General features: G+C 47.0%; 14 protein-coding genes. 7 read left to right on the top strand and 7 right to left on the bottom strand.

Going from position 1 to position 12,732, the window contains the following annotated elements; all coding sequences use genetic code 11:
• Window positions 1–26 precede the first annotated feature (26 nt).
• The 7 genes from I2H39_RS15150 to I2H39_RS15120 all read right to left on the bottom strand — a co-directional run bounded on the left by I2H39_RS15150 (window position 27) and on the right by I2H39_RS15120 (window position 6,212).
• Window positions 27–680, bottom strand: coding sequence for a flavodoxin family protein (locus tag I2H39_RS15150; RefSeq protein ID WP_195626885.1), 654 nt, complete (start codon window positions 678–680; stop codon window positions 27–29).
• A gap of 17 nt (window positions 681–697) precedes the next feature.
• Window positions 698–2,110 carry a citrate lyase subunit alpha gene (gene citF / locus I2H39_RS15145; RefSeq protein WP_195626884.1) on the bottom strand — a complete coding sequence of 471 codons (1,413 nt, stop codon included), beginning with the start codon at window positions 2,108–2,110 and terminating at the stop codon, window positions 698–700.
• Window positions 2,103–2,984 (bottom strand): aldolase/citrate lyase family protein, encoded by an 882-nt coding sequence (locus I2H39_RS15140; RefSeq protein ID WP_195626883.1) that lies wholly within the window; start codon window positions 2,982–2,984, stop codon window positions 2,103–2,105. The genes citF and I2H39_RS15140 overlap by 8 nt, the downstream gene beginning before the upstream one ends.
• Window positions 2,981–3,256 (bottom strand): citrate lyase acyl carrier protein, encoded by a 276-nt coding sequence (gene citD, locus I2H39_RS15135; RefSeq protein ID WP_195626882.1) that lies wholly within the window; start codon window positions 3,254–3,256, stop codon window positions 2,981–2,983. Before citD ends, I2H39_RS15140 begins: the two co-directional genes overlap by 4 nt.
• Window positions 3,257–3,296: 40 nt before the next feature.
• Window positions 3,297–3,848, bottom strand: coding sequence for a Fe-S-containing hydro-lyase (locus tag I2H39_RS15130; protein WP_195626881.1), 552 nt, complete (start codon window positions 3,846–3,848; stop codon window positions 3,297–3,299).
• A 14-nt stretch (window positions 3,849–3,862) separates the two neighbouring features.
• On the bottom strand, window positions 3,863–4,705 hold the full coding sequence (locus I2H39_RS15125; protein WP_195626880.1) for a fumarate hydratase: 843 nt from the start codon (window positions 4,703–4,705) through the stop codon (window positions 3,863–3,865).
• Window positions 4,706–4,835: 130 nt separating this feature from the next.
• Window positions 4,836–6,212: a sigma 54-interacting transcriptional regulator gene (locus I2H39_RS15120; RefSeq protein ID WP_195626879.1), complete on the bottom strand. Its 1,377-nt coding sequence runs from the start codon at window positions 6,210–6,212 to the stop codon at window positions 4,836–4,838.
• A 258-nt stretch (window positions 6,213–6,470) separates the two neighbouring features.
• On the opposite strand from I2H39_RS15120, the gene I2H39_RS15115 reads away from it, so the two are divergent.
• From I2H39_RS15115 to I2H39_RS15085, 7 genes are all read left to right on the top strand, one after another.
• On the top strand, window positions 6,471–7,388 hold the full coding sequence (locus I2H39_RS15115) for a fumarate hydratase (RefSeq protein ID WP_195626878.1): 918 nt from the start codon (window positions 6,471–6,473) through the stop codon (window positions 7,386–7,388).
• A 5-nt stretch (window positions 7,389–7,393) separates the two neighbouring features.
• Window positions 7,394–8,017, top strand: coding sequence for a fumarate hydratase C-terminal domain-containing protein (locus I2H39_RS15110; protein ID WP_195626877.1), 624 nt, complete (start codon window positions 7,394–7,396; stop codon window positions 8,015–8,017).
• A 61-nt stretch (window positions 8,018–8,078) separates the two neighbouring features.
• A complete protein-coding gene (locus I2H39_RS15105; protein WP_195626876.1) occupies window positions 8,079–9,494 on the top strand; it encodes an amidase in 1,416 nt (471 codons plus the stop codon).
• An 83-nt stretch (window positions 9,495–9,577) separates the two neighbouring features.
• Complete coding sequence (locus I2H39_RS15100) at window positions 9,578–10,345, top strand: creatininase family protein (protein WP_207746828.1); 768 nt, start codon at window positions 9,578–9,580, stop codon at window positions 10,343–10,345.
• Window positions 10,346–10,383: 38 nt separating this feature from the next.
• On the top strand, window positions 10,384–11,742 hold the full coding sequence (locus tag I2H39_RS15095; protein WP_195626875.1) for a cytosine permease: 1,359 nt from the start codon (window positions 10,384–10,386) through the stop codon (window positions 11,740–11,742).
• Between the two features lie 12 nt (window positions 11,743–11,754).
• Entirely contained in the window at window positions 11,755–11,910 is a 156-nt protein-coding gene (locus I2H39_RS15090) for a hypothetical protein (RefSeq protein WP_195626874.1), read from the top strand.
• 48 nt (window positions 11,911–11,958) lie between these two features.
• Complete coding sequence (locus I2H39_RS15085) at window positions 11,959–12,729, top strand: SDR family oxidoreductase (protein WP_195626873.1); 771 nt, start codon at window positions 11,959–11,961, stop codon at window positions 12,727–12,729.
• The last annotated feature ends 3 nt before the right edge of the window (window positions 12,730–12,732 follow it).

Raw genomic sequence — 12,732 nt, 5'->3', positions numbered from 1 at the left:
CCTCCTGGTTATATAGGGTGGTTTTGTTATTTCTCATCAAATGCCTTTTTTACCAAGGCAGTTCCAATCTGGAAGGCGTGTTGGCAGTCCTGCAAAAACACGGTTTCGTGGACCTCACGTTTGTGGGGTTCATCAAACATGGGACAATAGTATTTGCTATAGTCCGTAAACTGGTAGGTATCCAGGCTGTACATGGATGTGACATTGCCCAGAACCTTGCGGATGAAGAACTCCACACTATAATCCATGGCCTCGGTGTATTGCTTGTTGCTAGGGCGGTTAAGGGTGTAAATCATACCGCTCTGAACCTTTTTGGGCCAAAGACTGGTATAGTTCTCATCATATGAGAATTCTGCAAAAAGCAGCCGTTCCAGGAAACAGCGCATCTCGCCGCTTAGATTCCCAAAATAAATAGGTGAACCAAAAATAAGTACGTCTGCATCGCGTGCTTCCTCAATAATGGGCGTCAGCTCATCTTGTGCAGCACAATGTCCATAGCTGCTTCCGCCGATTTTTTTACATGCAAAACAACTGCGGCATCCGGTGAAATTATAGTCATACAGATGAATCATGTCAGCCTTGTCTGCGCCGCCCTGTATGGCCCCTTCTAATGCCTTCTTAAGCAGTGTTGCGGTATTTGCGTTCTTACGGGGGCTGCCATTAAAAGCTAGTACCTTCAACAATCCATTCCTCCTTTTTATTTGTCCGTATCAATACAATATACCTGGTCCAGAAGCGAGCCATCCCGGTACATGATATTAGCGACTGCTTTTTTGCCGTGCTTCAGGGGCGAGGGTATGCCGGTTATCTTTTCGGCCGTGTTTTTTAATGTCTCTATATCAGTAACAGGAAGGCCGGAATTCTGAAGACGGAGCTGCAGGTCTTTATTTCTGGGGTTTACGGCAATACCATGCTGGGTAACAATGACATCAACCGTACTTCCGGGCGTGGAGATACAAGTGACCCTGTCTACAACCATTGGAAGTCTTCTTCGGACGGTCGGGGTTAAAATAATAGAAAGTTTTGAACCGGCTGCACAGTCGCTGTGTCCGCCAGCGCCGCCCATGACCAACCCGCCAGAGGTGGTGTGCACATTGACGTTGAAATACGTGTCCACTTGTGTGGCCCCTAAAATGACGGCATCGAGACTGTCAACAAGGGCGCTTTTTACTGCGGGGCTTGCATACTGTGATGCATCAATTTCCTGATGGTCAGGATTCTCCAGTAGGGAACGCGCGGCAGTCAAATCAAAGCTCTGTACATCCATGAGCCGCTGGAAACATCCTGCCTTTAACATTTCCACCATATAGGCCGTAATACCGCCAAGGGCGAAGCTGCCTTTTATATCATGCTTCAGCATAAGTTCCTTCACATATTTTGCCACTGCAAGGGAGGTTCCTCCGGCTCCGGTCTGGAAGGAAAATCCGTCCTTTAGGAGACCGGAATATTTGATTACCCTGGAGGCATATTCTGCTATGAGAAGCCCTACGGGATCCCGGGTAATCTGAGTTGTGCCGGAAGCAATTCCCTGAGGGTCTCCTATGTGTTCCGCCGCCACCACGTAATCTACATGTGTCTCCTTGATGGAAGGATTGGCCAGCGGATAGGGGACCAGGTTATCCGTTATGACAACTACTTTGTCGGCGCATAGCGCATCCGGCACAGGGTATGACAGGGGGCCGCAGGCAGAGGGCCCTATCCGGCCGGTACAGTTGCCCATTGGGTCGGAAGTGGGTGCTGCGATAAATGCAACATCAATATGTGTCTTTCCTGTCATGATTGTGGCCGCCCGTCCGCCATGGCTGTGGAACGTGACAGGCTTATCTAATATTCCGTGGGAAATAGCAGTCCCAACGGCCTTGCTTATATAGCTGGTTTCAATTTCTGTAATTACGCCATCCTGAATATGGCGGATTAAGGGTTCATGCACATCAAAGATTGCGCTGGCTTCAAGCTTCAGATTTTTTATGCCGGCCTGGGATATGTAATCCATGACCGTATTTAAAATATAGTCGCCATTCCGCAGATGGTGATGAAAGGAAATTGTCATGCCATCGCGCAGGTTACATTCCTGTATGACATCTTTTATAGAAGATATTTGCTTATCCATTATCGATTTCCTCCTTAAATTCTTGTTCAGCGGCAATGACGCCTTCCGCCCGCAGGACGACGGGACGGTCAATCATTTTACCTCTGAGGGCAACGGCTCCGCGGCCTGCTGCTTTTGATTCTTCAATGGCATTTAATACCTCATGAGCGTATTGGATTTCTTCCCGGGCGGGCAGGAAACGGCGGTTGATGAACGCCACATGCCTGGGATTGATGGCCGTCTTGCCGCTGAAGCCGAAATCCTTGGCAAGGGATACATCAGACTCAAACCCTTCGGTATCAGACATGTCCGTGAAGGGACTGTCGTATACCTCGATTCCGGCCGCCCGGGCTGCATTGAGTACACACATGCGCGCATACAGGATTTCATTTCCACGGTTGGTTCGGGTAGCCTGCATATCTGCTGTTAAATCTTCCGCTCCCAACTGTATGCCCCAAATCCGGGGATTCGATGAGGCCAGTTCATATGCCCGTTCAATGCCGAGACAAGTCTCTAACAGAATGATGAGCCGGATGGATTGGGGAGCCAGCCCCTGTGATTGTTCCAACTGCTCCAGGTAAGAGCATACCATCTGTATATCCTCAGACCGTTCAACCTTAGGCAGCAGGATGGCAAATGGTTTTGTGGGGACGATGGCCGTGAGGTCTAGTTTCCAGAAATCATTGCTGTCCACGGAATTAATACGGACCACCTTCTTTGCCTTGCCAAAATCGGTTGTGGCCAACGTATATTTAAGCAGGTCACGGGCGGCGTCCTTCTGGTCCGGGGCAACAGCATCTTCCAAATCAAAAATTAGCGCATCTGCCCGGAGGAAAGGCCCCTTTTCCAACATCTTTGGCGAGTTTCCAGGTAAAAATAACATGGAACGAATCATGCTTCTACCTCCTTACAGGCCCTGTTCAGGGCAGTTTCTACGCGGGCCCGGATTGTACAGTCCAGAGCACCATAATCCTTCAGTGTAATTTTACAGTTAGTTATATCAAAGCGTTTTAACATCTCTAAAACGGTTTTTTCTATGGCTTCACCAAAAAAGGCTTCTACAATGGAATCGATTTCAAGTTCGATTCCTTTTTGCAGCGGCTCTGCCGTGACGGTGACATCGGAACCTTCGTCGGTTCCTGCCCAGGCTTTCTGCTTTAAAATCATACTATTTACCTCCTATTAAATTATAACGAATTCTGAACGGCTATCTTCGGTATTGTGCAGGACCCGTCTCATAGAGATTATTGCCAAGACTGTCGATAATGACGATTACCGGAAAATCCTTGACCTCAAAGTAGTGAATGGCTTCCGTTCCTAAATCTTCATAAGCAATTACCTGTGAATGTTTGATGGATTGTGCCACAAGCGCTGCTGCCCCTCCTGTGACCCCTAAGTATACGGCTCCTGTTTCCTTCATTTTTTCAATTAGCCCTGGTGTCCGCCGGCCTTTTCCAATCATACCGGTCATGCCGCGGTCTAAGAGCGGACCGGTATAGGCATCCATGCGGTAGCTGCTTGTGGGTCCTGCGGAACCCACCGGATGCCCGGGTCTTGCCGGAGTTGGTCCAACGTAGTAGATGAGCTGGTTTTTCACATCGAAAGGAAGAGGATTCCCGGACTCGATTGCTGCCATCATGCGCTGATGGGCTGCATCCCGTCCGGTATAGATGGGTCCGTCCAGCAGAACCGTATCGCCGGCCCGAAGCTTGGACGCTGTTTCTTTATCCATCGGCAGGGTAATATGATAGGTACTCATTATAATGTCCTCCTTTATAGAATGCTGGTGCTGTGCCTGGATACATGGCAGCACAAATTCACAACAACGGGAATGGATGCGATGTGTCCAGGATAATATTCCAGATTGATGCCAAGTACCGTGGTCCGTCCGCCCAGACCGGCAGGACCAATCCCCACATTGTTGGCGGATGCAAGAAGCTGGTTTTCCAAGGCCGCGTACTGGGGATTGGCATTATGGCTGCCCACCGGACGTGTCGTTGCCTCCTTAGCCATCATGGCGGCCTTTTCCAGGGTTCCTCCGATACCTACTCCTACGATGAAGGGAGGACAGCAGTTGGGGCCTGCATTGGCAATGGTCTCTACAATGAAGCTGGGGATTTCACTCATATCCGCAGGTACAAAAACTTTCATCTTACTCATGTTTTCGCTGCCAAAGCCTTTTGCAACCGCAGTAAGCTTCAATTGGTCCCCTGGGACGATTTTTGTGTGCAGGATAACCGGACTGTTGTCGCCGGTATTGGTCCGGTCAAACAGCGGGTCACGGACAACCGATTTCCGGAGATAACCGGTTTCGTAAGCAGTGACCATACCGGCGTTGACGGCTGCTTCAAAGTCTCCTCCTGTAATATGTACATCTTGTCCGACCTCTGCAAATACAAGTCCCATACCGGTGTCCTGGCATAGCGCCATGCGCTCTTTCTTTGCAATATCATAGTTTTCTTGGAGCTGTCCAAGAATTGTCTTGCCCACGGGAGACTCTTCCTGTTCCCGCGCAGCAGCTACAGCAGAGTAAATATCTTCTGAAATATTATAATTTGCTTCCAGAAAAAGCCGGCATACTTCCGATTGGATATTGGTTACAGATATTTCTCTCACGTAAAAACCTCCTTTATAAAATCTTTACAACTTATAATCCCACATCTATTAACAGCAAGTTTCATGCCAATAAAAATCCCGGTATGTCCAAAAGGACAAAACCGGGATGGAATCATAACGTATAAAAGGATTAATCAATATTATATTTACGGGCCTTGTTGAAAAAGGAGCGGACAGAAATGTCTAAAGCTTTTGCAGCCCTTGTTTTATTATGCCCGCTGGCCTCAAAGGCTGTCCGGCAGATATCGGCTTCCCATGCGGAAAACTGCGCTTCATAGCTTTCAATGGGTTTGCTGGGGACAGGGATGGGAGCAGGTGCCTTAAAGGAGGCAGTGCCTAACAGGAAATCCTGTGCAGTGAGCCTGTTTGACTGGCAGATTAAAACACTCCGCACGATTACATTTTCAAGCTCCCTGATGTTGCCTGGCCAGGAATGGTTTTCCAGTTGTTTCATATAACTATCGTCAATCTCAAGGACGTCCTTGGAATATTCATGAGCCGCCCTTTCTGCGAACATTTTAGCCAGGATACGTATATCACCGGACCGTTCCCTGAGAGGCGGAATATAGATTGGGAAGATGCTGAGCCGATAATATAAATCCTCGCGGAATGCACCCTGGGCAATTTTTTCCTCTAAATTCACGTTTGTTGCTGAAACGATACGTACATCAACAGGAATCGGTTTCACATCACCTACCCGTACAATTTCATGCTCCTGGAGGACCCGCAGGAGTTTAACCTGCAGGGAGGAGCTGATATCACCTATCTCATCAAGAAAAAGAGTTCCCTGGCTGGCTGCTTCAAACAAGCCTACCTGACCGCCTTTTTTCGCCCCGGTAAAGGCATTTCCGGAATAGCCGAAAAGAATGCTTTCCAATAAGGATTCAGCGATGGAAGCGCAATTAACACGCAGAAATGGTTTCCCCCTGCGTTTGCTGGCATTATGTATGGCATGGGCAAACATTTCTTTTCCAGTACCGCTTTCCCCTCTTAAAAGAACGGTTACGGGGGTGCGCGCAAGCACCTGGGCAGTCTCAATTGTGTTTTTCATGATGTCGCTGTTTGTAATGATGCTGGAAAATGAATATTTGGAATCGGTAACCAGGGAATCGGAGATGATTTGTTTTGTCTCTGACATCGCATTTATCATTTTATTTGCGCGCTCAAAGTCGATGAGGGTTACGATGCTTCCAAGTATCTCACCTTGATAAAATAATGGATTTGCTTCCGCCCAAATGCTGTAGCGGTTGTGGGATTTCGTTGTGAGAAACTTGGCTCCGCTGTACGCCTGCTTTGTGTTAAGAACCATTAAATGAAAGCTCTTTTCATCAGAGGTATTACGGGAGCTTACATGGCGGCCGATGAAGTCCTCCCGGCGGATGCCAAATAACTGTTCATAGGCCCGGTTCATCGTGACGAAATTACCGGATAAATCACATATAGAAACAGCGATTGCCAGGTTGTCCAGAATATTCCGGCTATTCTCTACTAACTCTTGTATGGTCATATTTATTACCTCCTGGGGATATTTTATCAAAAACGTTTGGGAAAGTACAGAAAAAACAGAAAAATAGGCAATAAAATACCGGTAATTTTTTGCATGCATGCAGTTTTTTGCATTCGCATGCGAGGGATGATATTGGTGTGTGGGTAAAGGGTAGCTGGTATTAATGTAAGAAAGCATGTATTTGCCTGGGTGGTAAAAATTGGCATGGTATTTGCTAGTTATAGTATTATAAAATAAAAAACAGGAGGAGGAGTTGTTTTGATTAAGAGAGCAGTATATAAACAAGTTCTATATGATACAATCAAGAAGGCAACCACAACCATGTCCAAGGACGTAATTGCGGCGTTTGAAAATGCCATTGCAAATGAAAGCTCTCCCGTATCCCGCAAGGGCTTTCAGTCTACCCTTCAAAGTTTGGAGCTGTCTGCCAGGAGGTGCAGTGTGGCATGTCCCGATACGGGCTGGCCATTATTTTTCTTTAAAATTGGAAATGACTGCGAACTGGAAGGCGGTATCCTGGCTTTGGAAGAGGCTGCACGTGAGGCGGTTGCTGAGTGCACCAGGGATGGGTATCTGCGGGCCACCATGAAGCATCCAATCACGGGTGCAGATCCAGGAAATAACATTGGCATGAACATTCCGGATTTTACTTACAAATTTGTTCCTGGCGACAGTTTTACCGTGGCGTATTCCGCCAAGGGAGGAGGTTCAGAGTGTTTCGGAGGAACACGCCATCAGGTAATTGCGTATGCTGATGGAGTTAAGGCCATTGAAAAGACCATTATTGACTGGTACATTGATGGAACGAAAACAGGGGCTGTCTGCCCGCCTTCAGTACTGGGAATCGGAATCGGAGGTACTGCCAATATATCCGCGAATCTGGCAAAGCAGGCGGCGGTTCTCAGGCCCATCGGGAGCCATCATCCGGATCCTATGTTTGCTCAGATTGAGGAGGAACTGTTTAAGGCGTTAAATTCCCTGGGAGTAGGAATCATGGGAACCGGCGGGGATATATCCGTATTCGCAGTAAATGTTGAATATGCATTTACCCATCTGGATGGTATTGTTGTTTCTATGGCAAGTAACTGTATGATAGCCCGGCGTGCGGCAACCAGGATTGATGCCGATTCCACGGTTAATGTCCTGGATGCGCCGGATTGGTTTGGTGGGAGGTGATTGGGATGGCAACATATGATTTGAATCTGCCATTATGTGATAAGGATATTGAAAATTTGAGGATTGGTGATACAGTCTACCTGAGCGGGCCAGCTTATACCTGTCGTTCCATGCTTCATAAATACGTACTGGAAGAAGGACACGAGTTGCCAGTGGACCCGGAGAAATATAATGTGTTAATCCATACAGGCCCTATCATGAAGCAGATTGACGGAAAATGGAAGGTACTTTCGTTCATGCCCACCTCAAGCATCCGGTTTGAAAAGTGGGGGCCGCGGACCGTAAAAGAATGGAAGCTGAAGCTGATTCTCGGTAAGACAACGATGGGCGCAGATACAACGGAAATGATGAAAAAGCTGAAATGTGTACATATAACCCCCCAGAGTGTCAGTACCAATACCTGGATTGACCAGATTGAAGTAGATGGAGTCCACTACTATGATGAGCTTGGCTCCATAGAAGCCACCTGGCTGTTTAATCTTTCTCATTTAGGGCCCTTTGTGGTGGACATTGACTGCCAGGGGAATAACCTGTTTGATGAGCTTTATAAACAGAAAATGGACCGGGTGAAGGATGCGTACAATATGATAGGTATTCCGGAAGACCTGAAATATACGAAACTATATTAATTGAAATGTCTGTGCGCCCAGCGATTTGAGATGTTAATGTAAAAAGCAGGAGAAACGATTTATGAAACGATATAGCATACAGGAATTATCAAATCTTTTCCGTGAGAAAAAATTATCGCCCGTTGAGCATGCGAAGGAAGCATTCCGCCGCATTGAAGCGGAAAATCCCAGGCTCCATGCCTTTGTCTACCTAAACGAAGAAACTGCCATGGAAGAGGCAAGGCAGGCTGAGAAGGATTATATGGAAGGGGTAATTAAAAGTCCTTTACAGGGGATTACGGTTGGACTGAAGGATTTAATCTGGACAAAGGATGCGCCTGTCACCATGGAATGTGAATATTATTATGGGCATCCGCTATGTCCGGATTGCGATTCCACCGTTGCCAGGCGTCTGAGGGAACAGGGAGCAGTGATTCTCGGAAAGACCAATACCCATGCCTTAGGTATGGGCAGCACGGGAGATGTCTCCTGGAGTGGATGTGCCCGTAATCCCCATAACACAACTAAGGTCACAGGCGGGTCCTCATCGGGGTCGGCTGCTGCAGTGGCAGCCGGTCTGTGCGATTTTGCATTAGGCCATGACAGCGGAGGCTCGGTCCGCATACCATCGGCACATTGCGGGCTCACAGGCATGAAACCTACATTTGGCAGAGTAAGCAAATTTGGGTTATCCGGTCTGGGGCTGTCCTGCGACTGCATAGGACCCCTGACAGCAAGTGTTAGGGATTCTGCAGCGGCCTTAAATGGGATAATCGGTTACGATCCAAAAGATGAGTACAGTCTGAAGGTGGAAAAGGAAGATTATTCCATATATTTAGAACGCGATGTTTCGAATATGACGGTAGCGGTCCCCATGGCCTGGATTATGGAGGAACCTCTGCAGGAGGAAGTCCGCACCGCTGTACTTCATGTGATGGAAGTATTAAAATCTCTTGGAGTTAAAATCATAGATGTTTCGGCTAATGGCATGATGCCGACAAGGGAGGGACTGGCCGGGTATAGGGCGGCCCATCAGGCTATTTTGTCAAGCGATGGATTTTTCCTTCATCAGGAAGCCTTAAGACAGCCGGATAAACTTCCAAAGCAGGCATTAAATCGTCTGCTGGCTGGAGATATTTCTGCCTTAGAACGTAACCAGGCATATGCCCGCCGCAATGAACTGCGTCAGTTATTCAATGACGTATTCTCGGTGGCCGATGTTTTCTTGACGCCTACATTGACAGGTACGGCCTGCGACATTGGCGAGCAGGAAATCATGGCCGATGGGAAGGCAATTCCTGTTTATGCGGCATATTCCGAGTTCACCTGGCAGGCGAGCTTTGCCGGCCTTCCCGCCATGTCGCTGCCATGCGCAAGAGACAGACAGGGCCTTCCCATAGGCGTCATGATTACTTCGGATTCACTGGAAGAAAAAGAACTGTTCCGTCTGGGCTTTGCCCTTGAAAAGGCACTTGACCTGCAGATGGAGGTTCGGTAGATTAGTTAACCCGCTTTATTTAAAAAGGCAGGTGGAGTTATAAAACATATATTACTCATCAAAAAGTAGAAAGGAGATTTAAAATGAACGAATTATGGAAAATGACTGCACATCAAATCAGAGAGGGGAAATTTGACAAGGTGATTCTGCCCCTTGGGTCATCAGAGGCACACGGAGAGCATATGACGGAGGGAACGGACATGCTGACATCATATCTTCTCGCCAAAAGGATTGCGGATAAATTGGACGGACTTCTTGTGCTTCCGCCGTTAACTTATGGGTACAGCGGACATTATGATTCATTTCCATTTAGCCTGACGTTCTCATATGACACGACGATTGCAGCCATTTATGATATATTAGAGTCCTGCCTTCGTCAGGGAATCAATAAAATCATTATGATAAACAGTCACGATGGCAATATATCAGCCATGGACGTGGCATCGCGCAAGATTAAAGAAAAATATCCGGATGCCCGCATTGCTTCCATGGACGGATGGTGGATGTCAGTGGATAAGCTTCTGCCCATGGATACATGGGAGGTGTGGGATGGCCTTGGACATGCAGGGGAAAAGGAAACTTCCATGGGACTTTATCTGTTCCCGGAATACTGTGAGCCGGAACTGGCAGGATGTGTTGTTCCAGATAACCTTCCGTCCGGGTTGGATATGAAATGGGATTTTGCAGAGCTGAGTAACATTCCAATGACAGGTGATGCCACAAAAGGAACTGCGGAAAAGGGCCGTATGATGGTAGAAGCTCTTGTGGACAGCGTCGTTCGCTGCGTGAATGAACTGGACAAAAAGGACTGGGATTATACAACAACCGGTTCACTGCAAAAGCTGCGTTAATATAATGGCTGCAGTTGGGCGGGGAAGGAGAGCTTAAGATGGAACAGACTGAAAAGATGACGGGGACAAAGGAATATGATTTTCAGCGTGTACCTCCCGAGGGCCGTCGGAAGACAATTGACATGGTTTTCCTTTGGTTTGGAGCAGCCATGGTTTCACAGCTTTATATTGCAGGGTGCAATCTTGGAGTTCAGACAGGTGGTTTTGTAAGCGGAATGCGGTGTATTTTATGGGGAGCCGTATTTCTTGGAATATTCACTTCCATGAGCGGCTATATCGGTGCATATACACACTGCAATACGACCTTGAACTGCCGGTTTGCTTTTGGAAGTAAGGGAGTTGCATTGCCGGCTTGTTATATTGCGGATATACCCATATATGGGGTAATTGTCATGGCGCTTGGCAGGGTTCTGGGAATACTCATACCCACAGTCGATCCGGTTGTCTGGTGCATGATTATCTCTATTTTATTCGTAACCAATAGTTTTGTTGGATTGAAGGCAATGGTTATTCTGAATAAGTTAGCTTTCCCACTTTTACTTGTCACGACTCTTTATGGTGTTTTTCGTGTTCATATGATTACTCCAGGCGGATTGCTGGGCATTGTTGAGGTTACCACGATTCCGGTAATGACGTTTGCTGCGGGTGTAAATCTTGTAATTGGTACTTGGGCGGCAGGGTCGTCCAGAGCGGCTGATTACCTCAGATATTGCCGCAGAAAAAGGGATGCATTTATTGCGATTGCCTTTGGGTTTGTGACAGGATACACACTATGCATTGGGGGCGGATGCCTGTTCGGTGCTGCCACAGGAATGTCTGATATCGGTGATATGCTTGTAGCATTGGGGATGCTCGGGATTGGTTCATTCATGTTCTTTGTCCAGAACTGGACATCCAACGAATGGGTAGGCTATATCACACAGCAATCCGTACCGCAGACCATAAAGATACTTACCGGGAAAGAATTTCCGGCACGTTATATGGTGATATTCATAGCCTGCTTCAGCATGATAGTAAGCACTCTGGATTTAAGCAGGATTTATACGCCAATCATGAATACGGTTGCTGCTGTCATGCCTGTGATAGGATGTGTTTCACTTGTGGATTTCTTTGTTTTTAACAAAACAAAATTCCATTGGACCGGCCATTATGATGTATATCATATGGATCCGAATGATGCAGAACTAATGCATCATAAGTTTAACTGGTGCTGGGTTCCTGCGGTAATTATTGGTATTGCGGCAAATTATATGTTTGATTTTGGCATTCCGGCCATTAATGGCTTCCTGAGTACGGCAGTTGTGTATATTGCATGTACTTTGATTAATTATTCAATGGGCGTGCAGAAAAAAGAGACAGCTAAGAATGACTGTATTGCGCCGGAAATATGTGAGTAAGCAGGAGGGGTTATGGGGAATTGGATTATTTTAATTGTGGGGCTGACGTTTGTTGTACTTCTGTGGAGAACGTTGGCTGCTGCTGAACGAAAAAAGGAAGCCACCATTGCAAGTGCAGGAATGAGTATATTTGCACTGATTGTTTATTTTGTTCATACAATTATGTGACCTTGCAACGAATGGAGAACTATTTTTACATAACAAAGGAGAAGATTTATGGGAAAACTTGAGGGCCGTATAGCCGTCATAACTGGCGGTTCACAGGGAATTGGAGAATATATTGTAAAAGCATATGCAAAAGAAGGTGCGAAAATCTGTCTTAACTATGTTTCAGACAGCAGTACGGCTTTAGCAGAGGCCATTGCAGAAGAAATCAAGGGGGACGGAGGAGAGATATTCTGCTATCAGGCTGATGTCAGGAATCCGGAACAGATACGTGCAATGATGAAAGAAACGGCTGACCGTTTTGGAGGAATTGATATTCTGGTTAATAATGCAGGATTAAATCTTGAAGGACGTATAATTGATATGGAATATGAACGGATTAAGCTCATGCTGGATGTGGATTTGTTTGGCGATTTTGTTGCAATCAAGGAAGCCCTTCCCTACCTGTTAAAGTCAAAATATCCCCGTATCATAAACAATGCATCTCAGCTGGCACAGAAGGGGGCAGACACGATGTCTGTGTATTCGGCGGCCAAGGCTGGTGTTCTTGGAATGACCCGTTCCCTGGCACGTGAATTTAGTAAGCAGGGAATGGATACAAAGATTTTGATTAATACGGTTGCGCCGGGTGCAGTGACGGTAGGACAGAGTAAAACCGTAAGTCAGGAATATGTAAGATGGTTGGAATCCACCCTTCCGTTGGGGAGAATGGTTACCCCGGAAGAGGTGACCCCATGCTTTGTTTTCCTTGCATCAGATGAATGTACCGGCTTTATCGGACAGACGCTTTGCCCGAACAGCGGTGATACCATGGTATATTAGGAG

Source organism: Clostridium sp. 1001283B150225_161107_B6 (assembly GCF_015556325.1).
GTDB lineage: Bacteria > Bacillota > Clostridia > Lachnospirales > Lachnospiraceae > Enterocloster.
Note: the sequence above shows the minus strand (reverse complement) of the source record. Positions and strands in the feature narration are given on the sequence as shown.

Excerpts from the sequence above, each read along its gene's own strand:
- I2H39_RS15140 (WP_195626883.1), bottom strand. The coding sequence starts at position 2,984 with ATGATTCGTTCCATGTTATTTTTACCTGGAAACTCGCCAAAGATGTTG.
- I2H39_RS15105 (WP_195626876.1), top strand. The coding sequence starts at position 8,079 with ATGAAACGATATAGCATACAGGAATTATCAAATCTTTTCCGTGAGAAA.
- I2H39_RS15120 (WP_195626879.1), bottom strand. The coding sequence starts at position 6,212 with ATGACCATACAAGAGTTAGTAGAGAATAGCCGGAATATTCTGGACAAC.
- I2H39_RS15100 (WP_207746828.1), top strand. The coding sequence starts at position 9,578 with ATGAACGAATTATGGAAAATGACTGCACATCAAATCAGAGAGGGGAAA.
- I2H39_RS15085 (WP_195626873.1), top strand. The coding sequence starts at position 11,959 with ATGGGAAAACTTGAGGGCCGTATAGCCGTCATAACTGGCGGTTCACAG.
- I2H39_RS15090 (WP_195626874.1), top strand. The coding sequence starts at position 11,755 with ATGGGGAATTGGATTATTTTAATTGTGGGGCTGACGTTTGTTGTACTT.
- I2H39_RS15110 (WP_195626877.1), top strand. The coding sequence starts at position 7,394 with ATGGCAACATATGATTTGAATCTGCCATTATGTGATAAGGATATTGAA.
- I2H39_RS15130 (WP_195626881.1), bottom strand. The coding sequence starts at position 3,848 with ATGAGTACCTATCATATTACCCTGCCGATGGATAAAGAAACAGCGTCC.
- I2H39_RS15095 (WP_195626875.1), top strand. The coding sequence starts at position 10,384 with ATGGAACAGACTGAAAAGATGACGGGGACAAAGGAATATGATTTTCAG.
- citD (WP_195626882.1), bottom strand. The coding sequence starts at position 3,256 with ATGATTTTAAAGCAGAAAGCCTGGGCAGGAACCGACGAAGGTTCCGAT.
- citF (WP_195626884.1), bottom strand. The coding sequence starts at position 2,110 with ATGGATAAGCAAATATCTTCTATAAAAGATGTCATACAGGAATGTAAC.